This window comes from Christiangramia echinicola DSM 19838 (assembly GCF_000423065.1).
In the GTDB taxonomy this organism is placed as follows: Bacteria; Bacteroidota; Bacteroidia; order Flavobacteriales; family Flavobacteriaceae; genus Christiangramia; species Christiangramia echinicola.
In genome coordinates, this window is sequence record NZ_AUHG01000020.1 from 12,470 (window position 1) to 36,763 (window position 24,294).

23 protein-coding genes are annotated in these 24,294 nt (G+C 36.8%); 13 read left to right on the top strand and 10 right to left on the bottom strand.

Annotation, left to right across the window (positions count from 1 at the left end; translation table 11 throughout):
• The first annotated feature begins 55 nt into the window (after nt 1–55).
• A complete protein-coding gene (locus tag G530_RS0115040) occupies nt 56–652 on the top strand; it encodes a hypothetical protein (RefSeq protein WP_026935315.1) in 597 nt (198 codons plus the stop codon).
• Here G530_RS0115040 and G530_RS0115045 read toward each other — a convergent pair.
• Nucleotides 649–1,638: an alpha/beta hydrolase gene (locus G530_RS0115045; protein ID WP_026935316.1), complete on the bottom strand. Its 990-nt coding sequence runs from the start codon at nt 1,636–1,638 to the stop codon at nt 649–651. The two genes, G530_RS0115040 and G530_RS0115045, sit on opposite strands and share 4 nt — an antisense overlap.
• A gap of 253 nt (nt 1,639–1,891) precedes the next feature.
• Between G530_RS0115045 and G530_RS17405 the strand changes: the two genes are divergently transcribed.
• The 3 genes from G530_RS17405 (at nt 1,892) to G530_RS0115060 (ending at nt 6,421) form a co-directional block, all read left to right on the top strand.
• A complete protein-coding gene (locus G530_RS17405) occupies nt 1,892–4,933 on the top strand; it encodes a PAS domain S-box protein (protein WP_084519486.1) in 3,042 nt (1,013 codons plus the stop codon).
• Nucleotides 4,926–5,324 (top strand): response regulator, encoded by a 399-nt coding sequence (locus G530_RS0115055; RefSeq protein ID WP_026935317.1) that lies wholly within the window; start codon nt 4,926–4,928, stop codon nt 5,322–5,324. Before G530_RS17405 ends, G530_RS0115055 begins: the two co-directional genes overlap by 8 nt.
• A 209-nt stretch (nt 5,325–5,533) precedes the next feature.
• Entirely contained in the window at nt 5,534–6,421 is an 888-nt protein-coding gene (locus tag G530_RS0115060) for a hypothetical protein (protein ID WP_026935318.1), read from the top strand.
• A gap of 105 nt (nt 6,422–6,526) precedes the next feature.
• Here G530_RS0115060 and rpsA read toward each other — a convergent pair whose 3' ends face one another.
• The 3 genes from rpsA to lon all read right to left on the bottom strand — a co-directional run bounded on the left by rpsA (nt 6,527) and on the right by lon (nt 11,830).
• Nucleotides 6,527–8,389 (bottom strand): 30S ribosomal protein S1, encoded by a 1,863-nt coding sequence (rpsA, locus tag G530_RS0115065; protein WP_026935319.1) that lies wholly within the window; start codon nt 8,387–8,389, stop codon nt 6,527–6,529.
• A gap of 205 nt (nt 8,390–8,594) precedes the next feature.
• The gene (gene cmk, locus G530_RS0115070) at nt 8,595–9,296 is read right to left on the bottom strand and encodes a (d)CMP kinase (RefSeq protein WP_026935320.1); all 702 of its coding nucleotides are present in this window, start codon (nt 9,294–9,296) and stop codon (nt 8,595–8,597) included.
• 83 nt (nt 9,297–9,379) lie between these two features.
• A complete protein-coding gene (lon, locus tag G530_RS0115075) occupies nt 9,380–11,830 on the bottom strand; it encodes an endopeptidase La (protein WP_026935321.1) in 2,451 nt (816 codons plus the stop codon).
• A gap of 211 nt (nt 11,831–12,041) precedes the next feature.
• Between lon and G530_RS0115080 the strand changes: the two genes are divergently transcribed.
• From G530_RS0115080 to G530_RS0115095, 4 genes are read left to right on the top strand one after another with little or no spacing between them, the layout of a single operon-like run.
• Complete coding sequence (locus G530_RS0115080; RefSeq protein ID WP_026935322.1) at nt 12,042–12,602, top strand: RNA polymerase sigma factor; 561 nt, start codon at nt 12,042–12,044, stop codon at nt 12,600–12,602.
• The gene (locus G530_RS0115085; RefSeq protein ID WP_026935323.1) at nt 12,592–13,152 is read left to right on the top strand and encodes a hypothetical protein; all 561 of its coding nucleotides are present in this window, start codon (nt 12,592–12,594) and stop codon (nt 13,150–13,152) included. The genes G530_RS0115080 and G530_RS0115085 overlap by 11 nt, the downstream gene beginning before the upstream one ends.
• On the top strand, nt 13,133–14,248 hold the full coding sequence (locus tag G530_RS0115090) for a DUF4097 family beta strand repeat-containing protein (RefSeq protein ID WP_026935324.1): 1,116 nt from the start codon (nt 13,133–13,135) through the stop codon (nt 14,246–14,248). Before G530_RS0115085 ends, G530_RS0115090 begins: the two co-directional genes overlap by 20 nt.
• Nucleotides 14,249–14,279: 31 nt before the next feature.
• Nucleotides 14,280–15,005 (top strand): head GIN domain-containing protein, encoded by a 726-nt coding sequence (locus G530_RS0115095; RefSeq protein WP_026935325.1) that lies wholly within the window; start codon nt 14,280–14,282, stop codon nt 15,003–15,005.
• A 43-nt stretch (nt 15,006–15,048) separates the two neighbouring features.
• Here G530_RS0115095 and G530_RS0115100 read toward each other — a convergent pair whose 3' ends face one another.
• Entirely contained in the window at nt 15,049–16,374 is a 1,326-nt protein-coding gene (locus tag G530_RS0115100) for an MFS transporter (RefSeq protein ID WP_026935326.1), read from the bottom strand.
• A 61-nt stretch (nt 16,375–16,435) separates the two neighbouring features.
• On the bottom strand, nt 16,436–17,257 hold the full coding sequence (locus G530_RS0115105; protein ID WP_026935327.1) for a M48 family metallopeptidase: 822 nt from the start codon (nt 17,255–17,257) through the stop codon (nt 16,436–16,438).
• Between the two features lie 189 nt (nt 17,258–17,446).
• Between G530_RS0115105 and G530_RS0115110 the strand changes: the two genes are divergently transcribed.
• From G530_RS0115110 to lpdA, 5 genes are all read left to right on the top strand, one after another.
• Nucleotides 17,447–18,325 carry an alpha/beta fold hydrolase gene (locus tag G530_RS0115110; protein ID WP_026935328.1) on the top strand — a complete coding sequence of 293 codons (879 nt, stop codon included), beginning with the start codon at nt 17,447–17,449 and terminating at the stop codon, nt 18,323–18,325.
• A gap of 19 nt (nt 18,326–18,344) precedes the next feature.
• Nucleotides 18,345–18,836 (top strand): peptide-methionine (R)-S-oxide reductase MsrB, encoded by a 492-nt coding sequence (gene msrB / locus G530_RS0115115; RefSeq protein ID WP_026935329.1) that lies wholly within the window; start codon nt 18,345–18,347, stop codon nt 18,834–18,836.
• A gap of 1 nt (nt 18,837) precedes the next feature.
• Nucleotides 18,838–19,230: a peptide-methionine (R)-S-oxide reductase MsrB gene (msrB, locus tag G530_RS0115120; protein ID WP_026935330.1), complete on the top strand. Its 393-nt coding sequence runs from the start codon at nt 18,838–18,840 to the stop codon at nt 19,228–19,230.
• Between the two features lie 16 nt (nt 19,231–19,246).
• The gene (locus G530_RS0115125; protein ID WP_026935331.1) at nt 19,247–19,801 is read left to right on the top strand and encodes a collagen-like protein; all 555 of its coding nucleotides are present in this window, start codon (nt 19,247–19,249) and stop codon (nt 19,799–19,801) included.
• A 145-nt stretch (nt 19,802–19,946) separates the two neighbouring features.
• Complete coding sequence (lpdA, locus tag G530_RS0115130; RefSeq protein WP_026935332.1) at nt 19,947–21,338, top strand: dihydrolipoyl dehydrogenase; 1,392 nt, start codon at nt 19,947–19,949, stop codon at nt 21,336–21,338.
• Between the two features lie 213 nt (nt 21,339–21,551).
• On the opposite strand, the gene G530_RS0115135 is transcribed toward lpdA, so the two are convergent.
• The 4 genes from G530_RS0115135 to G530_RS0115150 all read right to left on the bottom strand — a co-directional run bounded on the left by G530_RS0115135 (nt 21,552) and on the right by G530_RS0115150 (nt 24,209).
• On the bottom strand, nt 21,552–22,277 hold the full coding sequence (locus G530_RS0115135; protein ID WP_026935333.1) for a Dph6-related ATP pyrophosphatase: 726 nt from the start codon (nt 22,275–22,277) through the stop codon (nt 21,552–21,554).
• Nucleotides 22,270–22,698: a type II 3-dehydroquinate dehydratase gene (gene aroQ, locus G530_RS0115140; RefSeq protein ID WP_026935334.1), complete on the bottom strand. Its 429-nt coding sequence runs from the start codon at nt 22,696–22,698 to the stop codon at nt 22,270–22,272. Before aroQ ends, G530_RS0115135 begins: the two co-directional genes overlap by 8 nt.
• A 205-nt stretch (nt 22,699–22,903) precedes the next feature.
• Complete coding sequence (locus G530_RS0115145; RefSeq protein WP_026935335.1) at nt 22,904–23,371, bottom strand: hypothetical protein; 468 nt, start codon at nt 23,369–23,371, stop codon at nt 22,904–22,906.
• A 232-nt stretch (nt 23,372–23,603) separates the two neighbouring features.
• Complete coding sequence (locus tag G530_RS0115150) at nt 23,604–24,209, bottom strand: porin family protein (RefSeq protein WP_026935336.1); 606 nt, start codon at nt 24,207–24,209, stop codon at nt 23,604–23,606.
• Nucleotides 24,210–24,294 lie beyond the last annotated feature (85 nt).

Genomic DNA, 24,294 nt, shown 5'->3' on the forward strand with positions numbered 1-24,294 from the left:
ATATTCTAATACCCTTCAGTAAGCAGGTTAATTCCGGAACTTAAATATTCAGCAAATGTTCAAAAGCAAAGAAATTAGATGGTTTAATTCTAACGAAGATCTGGCGATAAGTGCATGGTTTGAGGAAAATGGATACCTCTTTGAAAATACTGAAGCACGAATAGATTATTATCTTCCTCTCAAGGAAAAAGAAGATATTGGAATAAAACTACGGGAAAATAATATTGAAATAAAACAACGCGTTTCGAGATCGGAAAAAGAAAAGTTAGTCTCAAGGGTAAAAGGTTATTTCGAAGAGTATGTGAAATGGAGCTTTTCTTCTGCGGAAGATGACTCGCTGGTACATGAGATTACTGAAGGTGATAATTATGACTGGATACCTGTTAAGAAAGAACGCATAGGCTTCAATTTAACCGAAATTTCTAATGGTGAAATTAAAAGGATCAAAATAGACGAATTTCCAGATTTTGGCTGCCAGGTAGAATACACCAGGATTAAGGTAAAAGACGATATCTATTACACTTTCGCGCTGGAATGGTTTGGGGACAAGGAACTAAATATTGATCTAACTATCCTAATAGATATCATTGGAGAAAACCGCTTAAAAGCGATTAACTCTATGGGGTATGCTGAATTTCTTAATAAATTTTAGAGACTGGAATTTACCGTCTTCAGGAATTTGATGATCTCTTCTTCAACACTTTCAATATCCCTGGATTTAATATCACTTCCTATAAAATGAGTACCGGGATTCTCCAGGGCTTTTAAGACCTTTAATGAGTCTGGTGTAGAGATCAATTTATAGGCATCTTCATAGATACTTATCTCTACATGCTGATCTTCTTCAATAAAGTTCTTATGATAGTAAAGCGTAAGTACCGGAATATTAATTTTTCTGAAAGTTTCTGGAAGCATGGTAGTTTCTACCAATACCTGGAGATCTACAAGAGCCCTGGAAGGATAGATCGTATCCCAGTATTTTCTGGCGATTTCCTGCTCATGCTCTATCTTTTTATTTTTTCCGAATGAAATTAACTTTGCAATCTCATAACCCCAGGGTGTATTAAGCACGAATGTTCCAGGTTGGTCATCCTCCATATTTGGAGATAAGTTAACCAGCGCATGTATCTTATCCGGATAAGTTGCGGCAAGTTTAAGTGCCAGGGTCCCACCAGTAGAAGTGCTCATAATAATCACCTTGTCCCCTATTTTATTTCCTATCGCCAAAGCTTCCTTTGCAGAATTCCATGCATTTTCTCCATCAAAATTATTTAAAGATGCAGGTGGCTTCAATCCATGTCCCGACCAACGGGCATAATAAATATTTGCCTTAAGAGAATCGGCAATATTTTTATTAACAGGGTATGCATCTCTATAGCTTCCGGCGAATCCATGTAAGTATACTATACTATATTCAGTTTTTACAGGCTCTTCCTGCCACACAATCCTGGCCTGGTTATCTGGCCTCACAGGTAAAGAATCTTCCATCCTGTTAATGTAATTCTCCAGAGCTTTTAAATCTGAAGGTAACTCCGGAAAATCTGTTGAATAATCTGGTTTGTCCGGAACAGGACCCGAAAAATAAGTTATAATTAAACCTATGATTAGAATTATTATAACCCAGTATCTTTTTTTCATGCTCAATGATAAGAATTATTTAAAGGACAAATAGCCAAACTATTGTGAAATGGCTTTAAAATAAGGGAATCTCAGACATCTTTATATTTACAACCTAATTACCTAAATTTTATATTACGCCATCAATGTTGGTAACATTAAAAACCTCTTAACTAATAATAGCGTTTCCCTAATCTAACTTTTAATTGTATTTTATGCGGAATTAGCATTAATTGCAGACGATTAAGATTCCCAAATCTTTAAACCTACCTTAATGATACATGGCGTAATGGATAGAGTTTTCTCGTTGATACGAAAAAACCAGGATATATTTGAATTTACCCAGGTCAACGCACTCGATGGCTACTTAGTATTCAATCTCAATGACCCGCATGCGCTATGGTTAAATCCTAAGCTGAGATCGGTATTGGGTTATGATCCTCAGCAATTCGAAAATGAGGAACACACTTCAAAATTCCTGGATGAAGAAAATTTAAATTATTTGAAAAGTCTTGAAAAAGGATCTACTCGAATATTTTTAATGCATAAACAAGGCTATAAACTTCGACTATCAGGAAGCGTGAAAAGGGTAACCGAGGATGGTTCAACCTACCTCTTCCTAGGATGCAATCAAATTGAACAAACTCCGGAATTAAAACAAAAGCTTCTCAGGAAAATACGTCGTTATGAAAAGATCATAGAAGGTGCCGAACTCGGTAACTGGCAATGGAATATTCAAACAGGAGAAACTATTTTCAGTGATAACTGGGCAGAGGTTCTTGGTTATAGCCTGGAAGAACTTGAGCCTACATCTGTTAAAACCTGGGAAGTCCTGGCTCATTCTGAGGATCTGGAAAAATGCAATCTAGAACTTCAACGGCATTTTGAAGGTGATACAGATTTTTATCAAACTGAAGCCAGAATGAAAAACAAGAGCGGTAACTGGGTTTGGGTTCGAGATAAAGGAAAGGTTGTAACCTGGACCAAAGACAGGGAACCAGAATGGATGACAGGTTTTCACGTTGATGTTACCGAGGAAATATCCAGACTGGAAATAAAGAAATTATTTATAGACCAGGCTCCAAGTGCAATAGCCATGTTCGATATGAATATGGTTTACATAGCTGCTTCAAACAAATGGCTTGAAGATTACAATATTCAGGATAAGGAGATAATTGGAAGAAGACACTATGAAGTTTTTCCGAATATAAGTGATGAATGGAAAGACATTCATAAAAAGTGTATGCAAGGAGAGATACATAGTAAAGATGAAGATTGCTATATATATGCTGATGGCACTGAGCAGTGGATAAGCTGGGAAGTAAGACCCTGGTTCACCAGTGAAAACGTGATTGGTGGAATATTAATGCATACCGCCGATATTACGGCCATTAAATTTGCAGAACGAGAAGTATTTAAAAAGCAGCAGCTTATGGAGACCGTTCTGGAAAGTATCGATGTGGGAATAGTTGCTTGTAATGAAAATGGTGAATTAACCTTATTTAATCGAGCTACCAAGGATTGGCACGGCCTACCACCAGAACAGATCCCTCATGAAAGACTTTCAGAATACTATGGTTTATATAATCTTGAAGGTGATAGAGCTTTGGATCTTTCAGAAATCCCACTATTAAAAGTACTTAAAAACGGGAAACTTGAGAATGATGAGATCATGATCAAACCAATAGACGGGGTTAAACGCAAAGTTTCTGTGAATGGCTCCCGGCTATTTAACGAAAATGGAAATTTGGCAGGTGCCGTAGTGGCGATGCATGATATCACAAAAAGAATAGAAGCTGAAAAGAAACACCGAATTAGTCAGGAGACCTTCAGAGGTAGTTTTGAAAATGCGGCTATTGGAATGGCTATTGTAAAACCTGATGGACAATGGCTTCAAATTAATAACCGGGTTAGCGAAATCGTAGGTTTTTCAGCAGAAGAATTACGCAAAAAAACCTTCCGGGATATTACGCATCCAGAAGACCTGGATCTGGATTTGAAACTTCTGAATGAATTGATAGATGGGAAACGAGACCACTATCATATGGATAAACGATATTATCATAAAGACGGGCACCTTGTTTATATTCATCTTGCTGTGTCTCTGGTGAGAGATGAACAAAACAAACCTCTTTTCTTTGTCTCACAGATCACAGATATATCTAAAGAAAAATTAGCAGAAGCAAAACTAAAAAAGACTCTTCTAGAATTAGAAGGTCTGTTAGAAGCTAGTACCAGGGTTAGTATCATTGGTATAAATCCAGATGGTATTATTAAAGTTTTTAATAGAGGGGCAGAAAACCTTTTGGGGTATTCCAAAGAAGAAATGATAGGCATTCAAACCCCGGCCATCATTCATTCTAAAAAAGAAATGAAGTCTCGCTCTAAGGAATTTGCAGCTCTATACGGTGAAAAACATGAAGGGGTAGATCTTTTTAAAGCGATGGCTACAAAAAGTAATTTCGACACCAGAGAATGGCTTTATAAGCCTAAATATGGAAACATGTTCCCGGTTCAACTTACAATTACTACTATAAAAGACGGGGGTGAAATTATGGGATATCTGGGTGTTGCTACCAATATATCGAAATTAAAAAATGCCGAAAAAGAGCTTTCAAATATCCTCGAATTAACGAAAGATCAGAATGATCGACTTAAAAATTTTGCTCATATAGTTTCTCATAACTTAAGATCTCATTCTGGAAACCTGGGAATGCTTCTAGACCTATATTTAGAAGATCATCCAGAACAAAAAGAAAATCAGATCATTGAAATGCTATATAAGGCTTCAGGAAATTTAAAAGAGACTATAGATCATTTAAATGAAGTGACCGTAATAAATACTTCTGTAAGTGAAACTCTGGTACCGGTTAATCTACGCAAAGAAGTGGTAAATGCTAAACATTCAGTCGCAGCTCTTATAGGTAACGCACAACTGGAATTGATAAACGAGGTTCCCGAAGATTGCTATGTAAAGGGAATAAGAGCATATATGGAAAGTATATTACTTAATTTCACTACTAATGCCATTAAATATAGAGCTGAGGAAAGAGATAGTTTTGTTCGCTTCAGCATTGAAGAAGAGAAAAATTTTATACGACTAATTATTGAAGATAACGGTCTGGGTATAGACCTGAAGAAGCACAGACAGAAATTATTTGGAATGTATAAAACTTTTCATAATCATAAAGATTCCAGAGGCATTGGACTATTTATTACTAAAAATCAGATTGAAGCCATGGAAGGTAAAATTGAAGTAGAAAGCACTGTAAATAAAGGAACTAAATTTATTATAACTTTAAAGAAGCATGAATAAAGTTGATATCGCGTGCATTATTGATGACGATCCAATATTTGTATTCGGAACCAAGAAGATCATGAAACTAGCCAACTTCTGTAATAGTTTTCTGGTATTTCATAATGGTGAGGAGGCATTAAACCACCTTAAGCCAATTATAGAATCTAATAATGATTCTTTACCAGATGTGATCTTATTAGATCTCAATATGCCCGTAATGGACGGATGGGAATTTTTAGATGAATTCATTAAGATCCCATGCGAGAAAGAAATTACTATTTATATAGTGACATCATCCATAGACCCCATAGATATGGATAGGGCAAAAGATTATGACAATATAAGCAATTACCTTATCAAGCCTATTAGCTCTCAGAAACTTCAGGAACTAATGTCTGCTTCAGAATAGTTTTTCATATTAGAAAATATTAAACCTCCTTAGCCAACTAAGGGGGTTTTCTTTTTCAGTAAATGAATAAAACTGTTCCAACTAAATTTTTAACCTCCTCAAAAGACTACAAATCAATTAAATAGAATTGACGTTAGGTGATTCTTATATTATAATATTTCCTAAATTTATTCAGTTATTATAAAAGTATCTACCTAAACTCACCACGTATGAAGAAATTATTTCTGAGAGTATTTGCTGTTTATTTCTTGATTTCTGGCCTGCAATCCTGTAATAACGATAATGACAACAATCCTGTAGACCAGCAAACTGAAGCCAACCTGATCATAAAATTAGATGTTGATCCCAACCAGGTAAGATTAGGTAACACCGGTTCTACTACCTCGGTACCAAGTGAAAATGCGGGTCAGGATCCAGATTTTAATATTATATCTGCTCATTACCTCGAATTAGCCCCTAATATGTTTACACCTTTAGGAGAAGGAGAGATCTTATATCATGCTTCTGAGACTACTAAAGGTGGAGGCAACGCTATAGATTTTGATAACAGTATTAAGGTAGCACCGGGAGAAGTTTTTCTCACTATTCCACTTAAAGATATTAAACCAGGAAGTTATGAATGGGTACGATTATCCCTGTCTTACCAAAACCTGGATGCAGAGGTCTACTTTGAGGGAAATCTCTATGATGTAACCATCGCAGGATTCGTTGGCTTTAATACTTATATTTCAAATTTTAAAGTTAAAAATGAAACTGTTGAAGTAAACGATAATAAACTTCAGGGCTTTTTCGCCTTTGAAAGTATAGCAGGTGTTAATACGGGCCAGGTGCCATCGGGAGGTATAACCGTGCCTAATCCTATATTTGATACATCCCCTATTCCGCAGGGATCTTGTGTGGTGACGGGTGAATTTCAAAGTCCATTCAATATTACCGGTAACGAAACTGAGGATATTATTGTAACCATGTCCTTATCTACTAATAAGAGTTTTGAATGGCAGGACCTGAATGGTAACGGTAAATGGGATATTGGCACAGAGAATAGTGAACCGGTAGTAGATATGGGTCTTAGAGGTCTTATTCCGATAGTCGAATAAGGACTGACAAATCTATAGTACCACATATTTCTTCTAAAATATATGGCATAAAAAAAACCTCCTTAGTTGCCTAAGGAGGTTTTTACTTTATAAATATCAGGTAGATTACTTCTTACCTTCCATTTTGTCTTTCAACGCTTGAAGATCAGCATTAACATCACCAATTGTAGTGGCGTTGTCTTTGTTTTGCGTAGCTGATTTCTTAGCAGCCTGCTTTACAATTTTTTGCTCTTCTTCTTTGTGAATTACCATGTGAGAAGCTACTACTCTCTTGAATTCTTTGTTGAATTCAATGATCTGGAATTCTGCCTCTTCACCTTTCTTAAGTTTGCTTCCATCTTCTTTTTCTAGGTGTCTCTGCGGAATAAATGCAGTGATATCCTCGTTAAAGTCGATAGTTGCTCCTTTGTCTACGATCTCAGTGATCTCTGCAGAATGCTTAGATCCAACACCGAAGTCTTTTTCATATTTATCCCAAGGGTTATCCTCGATCTGCTTATGTCCAAGAGAAAGTTTTCTACCTTCAACATCTAGTTCAAGAACTACAACTTCAAGCTCATCACCTACGTTAGTAAATTCTGATGGGTGCTTGATCTTTTTAGTCCAGGAAAGATCAGAGATATAAATAAGTCCGTCGATTCCTTCTTCTAATTCTACGAATACACCGAAGTTAGTAAAGTTACGAACGATACCTTTGTGCTTAGATCCTACAGGATATTTAGAAGTAATATCAGTCCATGGATCCTGGCTCAATTGCTTGATACCAAGAGACATTTTTCTGTCATCTCTATCTAAAGTAAGTATCTGTGCTTCTACCTCATCCCCAACATTTACGAAATCCTGAGCTGAACGCAAGTGCGTGCTCCAAGACATTTCAGAAACGTGGATAAGACCTTCAACACCTTCAGCAACCTCGATAAATGCACCGTAATCTGCGATTACAACTACTTTACCTTTCACGTTATCACCAACTTTAAGGTCCTCGCTAAGAGCATCCCATGGGTGTTGGCTAAGTTGCTTAAGACCTAACTGAATTCTAGACTTAGACTCATCAAAGTCAAGGATTACTACGTTAAGTTTCTGATCAAGTTCAACGATCTCATTTGGATGGTTGATTCTAGACCAGCTAAGATCTGTAATGTGTACAAGTCCGTCAACACCTCCAAGGTCAACGAATACACCGTAAGAAGTAATGTTCTTAACAGTACCTTCAAGTACCTGACCTTTTTCAAGCTGACCGATGATCTCTTTCTTCTGCTCTTCGATATCTGCTTCGATAAGCGCTTTGTGAGAAACAACAACGTTTTTGAATTCATGGTTAATTTTAACCACTTTGAATTCCATGTTCTTACCAACGTAAGCATCGTAATCACGGATTGGCTTCACATCAATTTGCGATCCTGGAAGGAAAGCTTCGATACCAAATACATCTACGATCATACCACCTTTTGTACGACATTTGATGAATCCATTAACTACAAGACTTTCGTCGTGCGCTGTGTTCACTCTTTCCCAAGCCTTGATCACTCTCGCCTTACGGTGAGAAAGGATCAATTGTCCGGTTGCATCTTCGCGAACGTCGATTAAAACCTCAACATCATCTCCTTCTTTAAGATCTGGATTGTAACGAAATTCGTTAAGAGAAATAACTCCTTCACTCTTTGCGTTGATATCAATAATTGCATCACGATCTGTAATATTAATTACTTTTCCTGTTACAACTTCATCATCTAAAGTGTCAACGAAATTTTCAGCAACTAGCTTTTCAAATTCTTCCAGCTTCTCATCGTCGATAGGATCGATTCCTTCTTCGTAGTTATGCCAGTTAAATTCTTCAAGGAATTTTTCAGGATTTTCCTGTTGATTTTCTTGTTCAGGTTGAGATTGAGAATCCATACCTGCTACGTCCTGAACTTCCACATTTTCAGTGTTATCCTGAACTTCTTTGTTTTTTGTTTCTTCAGCCATTACTGACTTTAAATTTGTATCCTGAGTTTCTCCGGAAATCATTGTTGCAAATTAGAAACTTCAGAAGTTGTTTATAATTTTGATTATCAAGCCCTTTTGGATTTCCGATCATCTGCCAAAAAGGAGTGCAAAAATACATAAGAAAACAAAAATCCGCAACTAATAATGAAATTAATTACGGATAGTATTTAATATAAAAAAGATTCTAAGAATTTACCTCAGCAATCTTGTCCTTAGCGATCTTCAGGATCTTTTCAAATTGCTCATCTAATCCCAAATCTGAGTTATCGAATTCCACAGCATCATCAGCCATTCTCAATGGTGAATCTTCTCTGGTTGAATCCATGAAATCACGATCTTTTACATTCTTCAGAACCTCTTCAAATTTTACTTCGTCACCTCTACCCTTTAACTCATCATATCTTCTTTGTGCCCTGGTCTCAGTAGAAGCAGTCATAAATATCTTTAATTCAGCATCTGGAAAAACTACTGTACCAATATCTCTTCCATCCATTACAACTCCTTTACTTTTCCCCATTTCCTGCTGTTGATCTACCAGCATTTTTCTAACCTGAGGAATCGCAGATACTTTACTCACCTGTTCAGAAACTTCCATGTATCGAATCTCCTTCTCTACATTTTCATTATTCAGAAACATATGACCATAACCAAGTTCTTCATCATATTCAAATCGTAGGCTTACAAATGGTAAATAACGAATAATCGCCTCTTTATCTAAATTTCCCTCAGATACGAATATATTCCTCATCATATACAAAGTAACTGCCCTATACATTGCACCCGTATCTACATAAACATATTCTAATTCATTAGCCAATCGCTTTGCTACCGTACTTTTTCCAGTTGAGGAAAATCCATCTATCGCTATCGTAATCCTTTTACTCATATATTTTTATTTCTATTACAAAGGTAATTTTTTAAAAAGCTATATTCAATAATCATAAAAAAAGCCCCTTTACGGGGCTGGTTTTATAGCTTTTTAGCATTCTTCACATTTTCATCTGTGATCGCTATGTCTATTACATCACTCATTTCCTTGACATAATGAAAGGTTAGTCCTTTCAAATATTCATCTTTAATTTCTTCTATATCCCGCTTATTGTCTTCACAAAGAATGATCTCCTTGATTCTGGCTCTTTTTGCAGCAAGGATCTTCTCTTTGATACCACCTACAGGTAATACTTTACCTCGTAATGTTATCTCACCGGTCATAGCAATACTTTTTCTCACTTTCTTCTGAGTAAAAAGAGAAACCAACGATGTTAACATGGTGATACCTGCACTAGGACCATCTTTTGGAGTTGCTCCCTCTGGCACGTGAATATGCACATTATATTGATCAAAAATTGATGGTATAATTCCTAATCGCTCTGCATTCGCTTTGATATATTCCATCGCGATCGTAGCAGACTCTTTCATCACCTTACCAAGGTTTCCGGTAATACTTAGATTACCTTTTCCTTTGGAAAGTATAGATTCAATGAACAGTATATCTCCACCAACACTAGTCCAGGCAAGCCCTGTAACTACTCCGGCAACATCATTATTCTCATATTTATCTCTTTCCATTTTAGGACTACCAAGAATTTCGATAATATCCTCATCAGAAACCTTAATCTTATACTCCTCCTCCATCGCAATATTCTTAGCTGCATATCGTACAACTTTTGCGATCTGTTTTTCAAGTGCACGCACCCCAGATTCACGAGTATAACCTTCAACTATTTTTTCAAGTTGCTTTTTACCGATTTTCAAATGTTCTGAAGTTAAACCATGCTCTTCGAGCTGCTTCGGTAATAAGTGCCTTTTAGCGATCTGAACTTTTTCTTCAATGGTATAACCGGTTACATTAATGATCTCCATACGGTCTCTTAATGCAGGCTGAATTGTACTCAATGAATTACAGGTTGCAATAAACATCACTTTGGAAAGATCAAATCCCATTTCAAGGAAATTATCATGGAATTCTGAATTCTGCTCCGGGTCCAGAACTTCCAGTAAAGCTGAAGATGGATCTCCAGAATTACCAATACTAAGTTTATCAATCTCATCCAGAACAAAAACTGGGTTACTGGTACCGGCTTTTTTCAAACTTTGAATAATTCTACCCGGCATCGCTCCTATATAAGTTTTCCTGTGTCCTCTTATCTCTGCCTCATCACGAAGACCACCAAGCGATATTCTAACATACTCTCTTCCTAAAGCTTCAGCTACAGACTTCCCTAATGAGGTTTTACCAACTCCGGGAGGTCCGTAAAGACATAGTATAGGAGATTTCATATCATTCCTCAACTTTAAAACAGCCAGATATTCTATGATCCGTCTCTTTACATCGTCAAGTCCATAATGATCACGATCTAGAATTCTTTTAGCTCTTTTAAGGTCGAATTTATCTTTACTGAACTCATTCCATGGTAGATCCAGGAACAGGTCTAAATAATTTCTTTGAATAGAATACTCAGCCACCTGAGGATTCATGCGTTGCATTTTAGCGAGCTCCTTTTCAAAATGATTCTGAACATCCTCCCCCCATTGCTTATCTACAGCACGCTCACGCATTTCCACGATCTCACCTTCATGTGAAACACCACCAAGTTCTTCCTGGATGGTCTTCATTTGCTGATGAAGGAAATATTCACGTTGCTGCTGGCTCATATCGCTCTGCACCTTGCTCTGGATATCGTTCTTGAGTTCCAGTTTCTGGTTCTCAGTATTCATATGTTTCAAAGTCGCCAGGGCACGCTCCTTAAGATTGTTCATCTCAAGAAGTTTCTGCTTTTCTTCCACATTTAAACTCATGTTAGAAGAAACGAAATTGATCAAAAATGAATCACTCTCGATATTTTTAATTGCGAATGAGGCTTCCGAAGGGATATTAGGACTGCCCTTTATAATTTGCAAGGCAAGTTCTTTGATAGAATCTATTATTGCCGAAAATTCTGCATTCCCCTTTTCAGGCCTGTTATCTGGAACTTCGGTGATAGTAGCGTTCATATAAGGCTGCTCTGTAACCACTTCTGTGATCTGGAAACGCTTTTTTCCCTGGATGATCACAGTAGTATTACCATCAGGCATTTTTAAAACCCTAAGGATCCGTGCTACTACACCAACTTTATTAATATCCTTTGAAGTTGGATTCTCTACCTCTTCATCTTTTTGAGACACCACCCCAATGATCTTACTACCGTTATTAGCCTCATTAATTAGCTTAATAGAAGCATCTCGGCCGGCAGTAATAGGTATCACAACTCCCGGGAATAGCACAGTATTCCTCAAAGGTAGTATAGGTAGAGTTTCAGGCAGGTTTTCCTTATTTATTTCCTCTTCATCTTCAGGTGTCATTAAAGGGATTAATTCTGCATCTTCCTCAATTCCCTGTAGTGACAAACTGTCAATATTACCAAACTTTGTTTTTGCCATAATTATATTTAAGTCAAACTGTCATCAAAACTATTATTCGCTAATTTTGATGAAGTTGTTTAAAAGCCCTGATAGATAAGACTTTCAATTTTATTTCAGATTTTCTATTTCAATTATTCAATTCCTATGCCACGCTGTGTGCTAGATTATTTTTATAAAAGTGTAACAAATGCAAAACATATCCATCTTTATAACAGAAACCAAGTTTTAATTGACACCAACCATCATACATATTAAAGACCTGGTAGAACGTTGTCGTTATGGCGACCAACGAGCTCAAATGGAAATTTATGATCGTTATTACAAAGCGATGTATAACACTGCTTATCGTATAACCGGTCACTCAGCTGAAGCCGAGGATATTATGCAGGAAGCTTTTTTAAGCGCTTTCACCAAAATTGAAAGTTTTAAAGAGACCTCAACCTTCGGAGCCTGGTTAAAAAGAATTGTAGTGAACGAAAGTATCACTGCCTACAACAAGATTGCTAAACTGGGAGAAGTAAGTTATAACGATGATTTGAAAAATGAGGCAGATGATGCAGGTGTTACTTTAAATGATGATGATAAAAATAACTCTAAAGTTCGTATGATCCTTAACCAGATCAAGTCGCTTAAAGAAAATTACAGGCTTGGTTTAACCTTGCATCTGATTGAAGGGTACGACTATGAAGAGATTTGTGAAATAATGAATATTTCTTATGCCAATTGCCGAACGATGATATCCAGGGCAAAAGAAAGCTTAAGAAAAAAATTACAGGATCATGAAAAATAATGACTTTGATAATCTTTTCGATGATTTGAATTTTAATATCGAAGAGCCACATACCGGCCATAGAGAGCGCTTTTTCAAAAAAATCGATAAAGAAATTGAATCTCCTGAATCTAAAAATAAAGTACGCAGTTTATGGGCCCCAATAATGGCAATCGCAGCGAGCTTTGCCTTGGCTATCTTTCTTCTAGGAGGATTTATGGGCCCTTTAGATAATGCGAAAAATTCTGAACTGGCTAGTATTTCTCCTGAAATGAAACAGACCCAGGAATTCTACACCGGCTTGATCACCAAAGAATTAAATGCTATCAATGCTGAAAAGACACCGGAAACCGAAGCCATTATTAATGATGCTTTATTACAAATGGAAAAACTGGAAATGAATTATGAAAACCTTAAAGATGACCTCCTGGACAGTGGAAAAGATAACAGAGTGATACATGCTATGATCCAGAATTTCCAACAACGAATAGACCTATTGAATAACGTTTTGACCCAAATTGAAAATATTAAAACACTAAAGAACCAAAATCATGAAAACAATATTATCTAGTATCATATTTCTGGCTGCCCTGGCTCCCGGTCTTCCACATTTCGATTCTTTAGAAAGCGAATGTGTTACAGAAAAAACCGAACTTACAGGTAAACATACAAAGGAAAAAAAGATAAAAAAAGAGTTTAAAGTTAGTGCAGATTCTAATCTAAAAATAAATAATAGCTATGGGAATGTAGATATCACCACCTGGGATGAAAATCGTGTAGTTATTGAAGTTATTATCAAGACCAATGGTAATGATGAAGAAAAAGTAGAAAAAAGACTTGAAGAGATCAATGTAGCATTCAGTCAGAATACTGATGGTGTAAGTGCAAAAACTAGATTCTCTAAAGAAGACAAATCCTGGTGGAAAGAAGTTTTTGGAGGTTTTGATAATGTGAACATGGAAGTAAACTACATAATAAAGGCTCCCGTTGGCAATCATCTGGATATTAATAATGATTATGGAGGCATCTATATTGACAGAACTACCGGGAATGCAAAAATTTCCTGTGACTACGGAAAAATTGATATCGGTGAATTAAGAGGGAGATCAAATTATCTAAATTTCGATTATACAAGAAATAGCAATATAGGCTTCGTAACCAATGCTGAGATCAATGCAGATTATTCAGATTACGAGATCGAAGAAGCAGATCAATTAACCATTAGTGCAGATTACTCAAATTCCAGATTAGGAAAAGTTTCGAAGATCGATTTTAATTGTGATTATGGTAGTGTTGAGATCGATAAGGTAAAGGTGCTAATGGGAAATGGAGATTATCTAACTACTAAGATCAACAGGATCTTCACCTCTGCAAATATCAATTTAGATTACGGCTCTCTCTCTATTGAAAAAGTGATCAAAGGAGCAAAGAACATTTCCATAGACACAGACTACGCTGGCGTGAAAATCGGTTTCGACAATGAGATGAACTTCAACTTTGAGGTTAGAACTTCTTATGGAAGCATCAGCGGTCTGGATGACCTTAATGTTAAAAAGAGAAACAGCGAGAACAACGGAAATAAAGCTTCTGGCACATATGGTTCTGGAAGTGGAGCGCAGTTCAATATAACTACGAGCTACGGAAGTGTGAAATTTTACAAAAACTAATCATCTAACTAATTCTTAAATAACCAATATTATGAAAAAAACATTCTTATTAATTTGTGTTTGCATCCTAACCTTATCATGTGTTAACGCTCAATGGGGTAATAATGAAAGAGTAAAAGGAAACGGCGATATGGTTTCTAAAACCAGAACTACAGAGCCTTACGACGAAATAAAACTTGTAGGATCTATGAATGTGCAACTGGTGGCTGGACAGGAAGGCAATATTATTGTTGAGGCTGAAAGTAATTTACAGGAATACATTCTTACTGAAGTTAAAAATGGTGCACTTAAAATATCTACAAAAGATGGTTTTAATTTATCACCAAAAGATGAAATTCTAATCACGGTCCCTTTTGAAAGCCTGGATGCAGTTTCAGTAACCGGCTCTGGAGATATGTGGACCAAAGACAAGATCTCAAGTTCTAAATTACAAATACAGGTTACCGGTTCTGGAGACATGAAGCTGGAGTTGGAAGTTAAAGACCTTGAAGGAAGAATTACTGGATCTGGAGATGTGCAATTAAAAGGAAAAAGTAAAAATTTCGATTGTAAAGTTACCGGAAGCGGAGATTTTAATGCTTATGATCTATTTGCTGAAAATGTAGAAGCAAAAGTAGCAGGTTCAGGAGATATTATGGTAAACGCTAAAAATTCATTAAAAGCATCAGTGTCAGGATCTGGAGACATCACATATAAAGGAAATCCGGAAAAACAAGATTTCAACAGTCATGGGTCTGGAAGTGTATCTTCCCATTAATCAAAAAATAGTTTATGAAAAACCTGCCATCGTGCAGGTTTTTTTATTCCCTGAATGCAGGCTTGGGCACCCTCATTAATAAGATCACCCCGGCAATAAAAAATACCACCAGGAATAAGATCGCATTTCTAACACTACCTGTTTCCTGGGCCACAAAACCATAAAGAGACATTCCAATTACTATACCTATCTTTTCAGAAACATCATAAAAACTGAAATAACTAGCGGTATCTACAGCATTTTCAGGTAACATTTTAGAATATGTAGATCGCGATAAGGATTGGATACCTCCCATTACAAGACCTACTGAAGCTGCAGCCACATAAAATTGAACCGGGGTGGTAATAAAATATGCATACCCACAGATAGCGATCCAGATTAGATTTATAAATATCAGGATCTTTACGTCTCCATATTTAATAGCTAGTCTGGAAGTAAGGGTTGCACCTACTACTGCCACCAATTGTATTAAAAGAATACTCACAATAAGACCCGTTGTAGGGTCCTGATCACCCCATTCTAATTCCTCTATACCAAAATATGTTGAAATTAACATAATTGTTTGTACCGCCATACTGTATACAAAGAAAGCAAGTAAATATCTTTTCAGGGTTTTATTCTGCTTAAGGGATTTCCATATAGTTCTAAGCTCTCTAAATCCATTGAAGAGCACATCATTGGTTAGCTTAGCCTTCTTGTTTCCTTTTGGCAAATAATAATAAGTGTACTGACTAAACCCTATCCACCAGATTCCAGTTAACACGAAAGAAAATCTAGTGGGAAATCCTTTGTTTTCAAAACCAAACCAGTCATACTTCAATATCATCACCAGACAAAGGATCAATAAAATAACGCTACCTATATATCCCAGAGAAAAACCTTTTGCACTGGCTTTATCTTGCTGGGCTGGAAAGGCAATATCGGGTAGGTAAGAATTATAGAACACCAGGCTGGCCCAGAAACCTATAAGTGCTAAAAAATAACACAGAAGCCCAAACCATAGAAAATCCAAGCTAAACCAGTAAAGACCTATGCACGAAAAAGCACCCAGATAACAGAAGAATTTCAGAAAGTTCTTTTTGTTCCCTATATAATCTGCAATACCAGATAAAAATGGACTTAAAAAACTAACTACGAGGAAAGCTCCCGCTGTCACATAGCTTATTAAAGTATCATTATTGAAGTCTATTCCCAGAAAGGTAACTGTATCACTTAACTTATTTCCTTCACTATCTGTTACTATTGTGAGAGCTCCATAGAATATAGGAAAAATAGCAGATGAGATGACTAAACTATAAACTGAGTTAGCCCAATCATAAAAAGCCCAGGCATGAATAAGCTTTTTACTTCCTTTAGGTAGATGCTTCATGCACTAAAAATAGAAAAAGCCACCGAATTTGGTGGCTTTTCAATTTTATTTTTAGAATATCTTATTTAAAACTGGTAGTTCCATATTTTTTTGCCTCAGCAATTGCTTCTGGTGCCCATTTAGTAAGATTATTGATCCTGGTTTGGGTTGAAGGGTGAGTACTCAGGAATTCTGGAGGAGCCTGACCGCTGCTGTTAGCTTGCATTCTCTTCCATAATTCTGGTGCTTCTCTTGGATCATATCCGGCGATCGCCATCATTGTAAGACCAATTCTATCTGCTTCAGCTTCATGACCACGGCTAAAAGGTAGCATAACTCCTACTGTAGTTCCAAGCCCATACGCCTGCGCAAATATCTGCTGAGTTTGCTCACTTTTTCCGCTTACTGCAACAGATCCGGCAACTGCACCTAGCTGTTGCAATTGAGCAGCACTCATACGTTGAGCACCGTGATCTGCCAGGGCGTGGGCAATCTCATGCGCCATAATAGTCGCTAAACCATTCGTATTATCTGCCTCATCAAGAATACCGGTGTATACTACAACTTTACCACCCGGCATCGCAAAGGCGTTCGCCTGATCATCTTTCACAAGGTTGAACTCCCATTTAAAGTCGTTCATAAAACCCTGGTATCCGTTAGCATTCAAATAACGTTCTGCCGCTACCACAATATCCTCTCCTAATTTCTTGACCATTCTGGAATCTTCAGTTCCTCTTACCACTTCAGCTTCATTAAGAAACTGGTTGTACTGCTCGAAAGAAGCTGGAAACAATTGATCATTAGAAACAAAGTTAAGATTGCTTTCTCCTGTAAAAGGATTAGTCTTACATGATACTACTAACAGTAGCACACTTAACCATAAAAAGGTATTTTTAAACTTCATGATTTTTGGTTTTATGTACCTAAAAGTACAAAAGCAGTAATATCGCCGTTGTTGGTTTAAGTATGATTTAACACAAAGAAGAGTTTCAAAAACAATACCATTGTTGATATTTGCAGCAATAACGATACCTGCGACGGCATTTTCAAGTACTGTTATACTTTTTATAATAAATTGATGATTTCTTAAAAAATGACAAAAAACACTAAAGATAAAACACCGGTACAACGACTCCTGGTACCTTCATATATATTAACGATTTCAAGAATATTAACAACTATTTCCCCCTTTCTGGCCAGTAGGTTTGCGGCTAAATTATTTTTAACTCCGTTTAAGTACAAGATCCCAAACAGGGAAAAGGAAATGGATGAAAATTCAATCCAGAAAACTGTATTGGTTCCTTCCATGAACCGTGAAATAGTAACTTACGAATATGGGAGCAGTGCTAAGAAAGTACTTTTAGTTCATGGCTGGAGTGGCAGCGGAACCCAATTGGCGAAAATTGCCAAGGAGCTGCTGGAGCAAGGTTATATGTGTGTAAGTTTTGATGCTCCCGCACACGGGAAAGCTGAAGGCAAAATGAGTATGATGCCATTTTTTATAAAAGCTATTCATTATATGGAAGAGCAACATGGTCCTTTTGAAGCGGTAATAGGTCATTCTCTAGGTGGGATGTCCTCTCTAAGGGCAATAAGAAATGGAATGAAAACCAATAAACTTGTAATCATTGGGACTGCGAATAATATTTCAGAAATAACCCGGCACTTTGCAGAGAACATGAAAATGAATCATAAGGTAGCTCGAAAAATGAAGGCTTACCTGGACGACAGGTTTAATGAAGATATGGATATACTTTCTGGAGGGGAATCTGCTAAATATGTAAAAACACCTACCCTGGTTATTCATGATGAGGAAGATGTAGATGTGAAGGTAAAATCGGCATATGAGATACATGAAGAGCTGGAAAACAGCGAATTAATGATCACATCTGGGCTGGGTCATCGTCGTATTTTAGGAAATGAAAAGGTAATTAACAAAATAACAACTTTTATAGCGGCACAATCTTTGTAATTTTAGCAAAAAGAATGCTATGAAAAAGTTATTGTTATTGACCGTAATTGCTGCTTTCCTTATAAGTTGCAACGGTAATGCCCAGAAAAAATCAGGTGAGGATACTTCAAAAAATTATGAAGTTTCAAAATCTGAAGCAGAATGGAAAAAAGAACTTTCCTCTGAAGAATATGCAGTTTTAAGAAATGCAGCTACAGAAACACCTTTCTCCAGTGATCTACTAGATATAAAAGAACCAGGCACTTTTGTTTGTGCGGCTTGCGGGAATGAACTCTACAAGACCAAACACAAATTTAAAAGTGGCACTGGCTGGCCAAGTTTTGATCGTGCTATAGATGACGGTGTAGCTTACGGCAGTGATTCTAAATTAGGCTACCAAAGAGATGAAGTGCATTGCGCCAGATGTGGAGGCCACCTGGGCCACGTTTTTAATGATGGTCCCAAAGAGACCACCGGAAAGCGTCATTGTATAAATGGTGTTGCGATGAAATTTAAACCAGATTCTAAGTAATATGAAAAAGTATAAAGTTGAAAAATCTGAAGAAGAATGGAAAAAGGAGTTAACTCCTGAACAATATAGAGTCCTGAGGGAGAAAGGTACTGAAGCTCCCAACACGGGAAAATACAATCTGCATTTTGATAAGGGAGAATATAAATGTGCCGCTTGCGGGGAAGTACTCTTTGAGAGTAATTCAAAATTTGAAAGTGGTTGCGGATGGCCTAGTTTCGACGATGCCATCGAAGGAAAAGTTGAATATATTCAAGACCGAACCTTTGGTATGATTCGTACTGAAATCCTTTGTTCTAGCTGCGGAAGTCATCTTGGCCATGTTTTTGATGATGGTCCTACAGATACCGGTCAACGATACTGTGTTAATTCAGCCAGTATTGAATTTAATAAATAACTAAAACCCAATAATCATGAAAAAATTATTATCTCTATTAGTACTAACCAGCATATTTTTCATCTCCTGTTCTTCTGACGGAGAAAGAGGACCACAAGGGCCTCCGGGTGAAGATGGTTTAGATGGAATTGATGGTTTAGGTTATACATATGAACGCACAATTGATTTTGAATACTTTTCAGAATTTAATTATTACTCTCAATTGATTGATATCCCTGCAGAAGTGGATACTTTTGAACCTGAATCTGATGCGGTTCTGGTTTATCGCTTAGAATTGCTGGATGCAGAAGATGGCGGAACTGTGGATTCATGGAGCCTTATCCCTCAAAACTTTTTCCTGAATGAAGGGACCATCCAATACGTTTACAATCATACAGTAAGTGATGTGGAAATCATTATTGACGGGAATTTTGACTTAAGCGGTCTTAACAGTCAGTTTACAGATAATCAAACCTTCAGAATTGTAGTATTGCCTTCTGCTGTTTTTGCAGCAAATGCAGATGTTGATTTCTCAAACCTGAATCAGGTTCAGAACAGATTCAACCTTGATTTTGAAAAGGAAAAAAAATAAATCCTCTTCACTAAAATAAATCAAAAAGCCTGTATGAATTCATACGGGTTTTTTTTATGTTCTTATCCCGGCTTTGTAACTTTCAGTTTAGGGTTTAATTCCTTAAATTCGCAAACTCTATAACCAGATTCAAAATATTCCGAATATGAGTAAATATGATATTATTGTTTTAGGTAGTGGCCCGGGTGGTTATGTAACTGCAATCCGCGCTTCTCAGTTAGGTTTTAAAACCGCAATTGTAGAAAAGGAAAGTCTTGGAGGTGTTTGCCTTAACTGGGGATGTATCCCAACCAAAGCCCTACTTAAAAGTGCAGAGGTTTTTGATTACCTGAAACATGCTGAAGACTATGGTTTAAAACTTGAAAAAGCCGATAAGGATTTTGGAGCCGTAGTTAAAAGAAGCCGGGACGTAGCAAACGGAATGAGCAAAGGTGTTCAGTTCCTAATGAAGAAGAACAAAATTGATGTTCTTGAAGGTTTCGGAAAATTGAAATCTGGTAAGAAAGTTGAAGTTACCGATAAGAAAGACAAGAAAACAGAATACCAGGCAGATAATATTATTATCGCTACAGGAGCACGTTCAAGAGAACTTCCAAACCTTAAGCAGGATGGTAAGACCGTAATTGGTTACCGTGAAGCTATGACTCTTGAAAAGCAACCTAAATCTATGATCGTGGTTGGATCAGGGGCTATAGGAGTTGAATTTGCTCATTTTTACAACGCCATGGGAACAGAAGTAACGGTAGTTGAGTTTCTTCCTAATGTTGTGCCTTTAGAAGATGAAGAAGTTTCAAAACAGTTTGAAAGAAGCATCAAGAAAGCCGGAATTAAGGTGATGACAAACTCTTCCGTAGAAAGCGTTGAAAAAAAGAATGGAAAAGTTATCGCTACTGTGAAGACCAAAAAAGGTGAAGAAAAACTGGAAGCTGATGTGGTTCTTTCTGCAGTAGGTATTAAAACGAATATTGAAAATATAGGACTTGAAGACCTTGGGATCAAGACTGATAAAGATAAGATAGTAGTTAACGATTTTTACCAAACCAATGTTTCTGGAGTATATGCTATTGGAGATGTGGTTCATGGCCCTGCCCTGGCCCACGTAGCTTCAGCCGAAGGAATTCTTTGTGTTGAAAAGATCAAAGGAATGGACGTTCAGCCATTAGACTACGGAAATATACCTGGATGTACCTATGCGACTCCAGAGATCGCTTCAGTAGGTATGACCGAAAAGCAGGCAAAAGAAGCCGGATACGAACTTAAAGTTGGTAAATTTCCATTCTCTGCTTCAGGTAAAGCGAAAGCTGCCGGAAAATCTGATGGTTTTGTAAAAGTGATCTTCGATGCCAAATACGGAGAATGGTTAGGTTGCCATATGATTGGAGCCGGAGTTACTGATATGATCGCTGAAGCTGTTCTAGGTAGAAAACTTGAAACTACAGGTCATGAAGTGCTAAAAGCAGTTCACCCTCACCCAACCATGAGTGAAGCGGTGATGGAAGCTGTTGCAGCTGCTTATGACGAAGTAATACACTTATAGACGTTAGACGTTAGACGTTAGACGTTAGACGTTAGACGTTAGACGTTAGACGTTAGACGTTAGACGTTAGACGTTAGAAAAATAAAAAACCCGCATTCTTTTGAATGCGGGTTTTTTTTTCTCGTCATCCTGAACTCGTTTCAGGATCTTAGGGAAGGATTATATTTAATAGAAGCTGGAACAAGTTCAGCTTGACGTTATGACAACGAACTTCTATTCAGGAATAAGGTCACAAAAGCAAAATTCGGTGTCCCAGGATTCATCATCCTCCTGAAAGCAATTATCGTCATTATCCTTCGTAGGCTTATAAGATCTATTCACCTTCTCTCCTATTTTGAATTTAACAGGAGATTTAAAAAGTGGACCATCAAAAACAAAGGTGTGAAATTCACCATTTTCTCCGCAAGCATCAACATTTTCCGGTAGATCTAATACAAATTGATGGTCTATAATTCGGCCGCAGAAAGAATCATCCAGATACTTAGAATTGGTGCAAACTACCACTGCTTTAAAGCCCAGATCAATAAATTCAGATATAAGATCTCTGGTGTTTTTTTTCCATAAAGGAAAAAACGGAGTTAACCCTACACTTTTTAATTGGTCTTCCCTGTATTTTTTGAGATCTTCCAGGAATATATCTCCGAAGATACTATGCGTATAACCGTTATTTAATAAAGAATCTGTTGCTTCCTTCATCTTACGGTTATATTCTTCCATGTTGGTTTCAGCACTTAACTCAGATATCTGTATAGGTAAACCTAATTCTTCAGCCTGTTGTAATAATAGCTCAGTTCTCACGCCATGCATGGTTACCCTATCTACATCCTTATTAATTGTGGTAAGAAGTTTTTCGACCTTATATTCTTTCTGTTTCTTAGAATAATAAAGAGAAAGTGCAGAATCTTTACCACTGCTCCAGTTTAGGTAAGCTTTAGTCATCTTTGGTATTTAAAAAACTCTGGATCGCAAGATCATAACTTTGTAATCCAAATCCAACGATGATGCCTTTGGCAATAGGTGAGATATAAGATTTATGACGAAACTCTTCCCTGGAAAATGTATTGGAAATATGCACTTCTACTACTGGAATATCAATTGCAGCAACTGCATCCCCTATGCCGACAGAAGTATGTGTATAGGCTGCCGCGTTCAGGATGATCCCATCAAAATCCTTACGGGCATTCTGGATCTTATCAATTAATTCTCCTTCAATATTGGTTTGATCAAATGAAAGTTCCACATTTCGAAATTGAAACTGTAGCTCTGAAAAATAATCATCAAAACTTTTATTACCATATTTTTCGGGCTCGCGTATACCGAGTAAATTAAGGTTGGGTCCGTTAAGTATTAGTAGCTTCATAGTGTAAATGTATTAAAAATAGAACATAAAAAAGCAGGGAATAAACCTGCATTAAATTCGATTTAGCTGAATATAGTTGAAAGTTTACGCCGAATATTATCTACTACAAAGTAAAAACAGAAAATGCATCTCAATTTATCTACTAACCCTTATAACTAAAAAAAGCGGGGAAAACCCCGCCTTAATACAGTAAATTATATAATTACTATAAACCAAATTCGATACCTAAATTAACAGAACTCCAACTACCTCCATCTACGCTTACTCCGGAATAAGAGGCTATCAATCCTATAAGTCCAAAATCGTAGCCTACCTGAGGTCTATAGTAAAACCCCCCGTCGAGTCCATCAGTTAATCCTACACCATATCCAAGATCAGCGCCCAGGAAAAAAGATTCTGAAAGCCCGTATCTTCCTGAAGCAGCCACAGGTAAGAACTGACCATTGTCCATAAAATCAGATTCTTCAGGAAAGAAATTCATATACCCTAGCATAGGTCCTACAGTAAATTTATCTGCAACTTCAAACATATAAGCTACATCGGCCCCTACTTGCAGATTATAAAAATCTGAAACATCCCCCGTTGGAATTCCAACATTTAGACCAGCTTTAAATCCTTGCGCATAGGAAATCGAGGACATTATTAATGCCCCAACAATTAAAAATTTTTTCATAATAAATTGAATTTTAGGTTGTTAATGGAATCTAATATATAAAATATCTTAATAACTTATCAAAAGCATAAAAAAATAAGGGAAAAATCCCTTTTCTATTAATTAAAAAGTTATTTAAATAAATATACTTCCTAAGTATTGATTATTCCCTAACAATAATGAAATTAGCGTGGTCGCATAAAAAAAGCGAAGATCAAATCTTCGCTTTTTCATTTTCATAGGTGATTGATATCTAGAACTGGAATCCTACGCCCAGTTGAAATCCATTATTTTTAATAGCATCATCATCAAAATTGTTACTATCAAACGCATCGGTAAATCCTAAAACATATCTACCGTTCACGAAAAAACCATTATTGAACTTGTAAGAAGCTCCTAAAGCACCGCCAAATTCGAATGTACTGGCAAATTCAGAATCTGCTTCCAGGTCTAAGGCATTGCTTTCAAAATCATACTCCTCTTCTACAAGAAAGTTAAAAGAAGGACCTGCTTCAAGAGCCAGACCATCGATCACATAAAACTTAGCGATCACTGGAACCTGAACATAATCTAACTGGTATTCTCCTTCAATACGATCTCCAGCAAAATTTCTGGTTGCCTCTGTTCCCTGAGTAGAGTAAAGTACCTCTGGCTGTACAGAAAAACGGTCACTAACCGGGATCTCTGCTAATACACCAAGGTGAAAACCTGTTCTGCTATTATTATCTTCAAATCCGTCTGAAGTCATATTGGTGAAATTCACACCACCTTTAACTCCAAAATTCCAGTACTCCTGTGCCTGTGAAGAAGTACTTACTCCTACAATTGTCATTACTAATAATAAAAATGTCTTTTTCATCATTTTCCTTTTTATTGATTCGGGTCAAATGTAGGTGACATCCTGTTAAAAAAGTGTTAGCTAAACCTAAAGTATTATTAAGGTT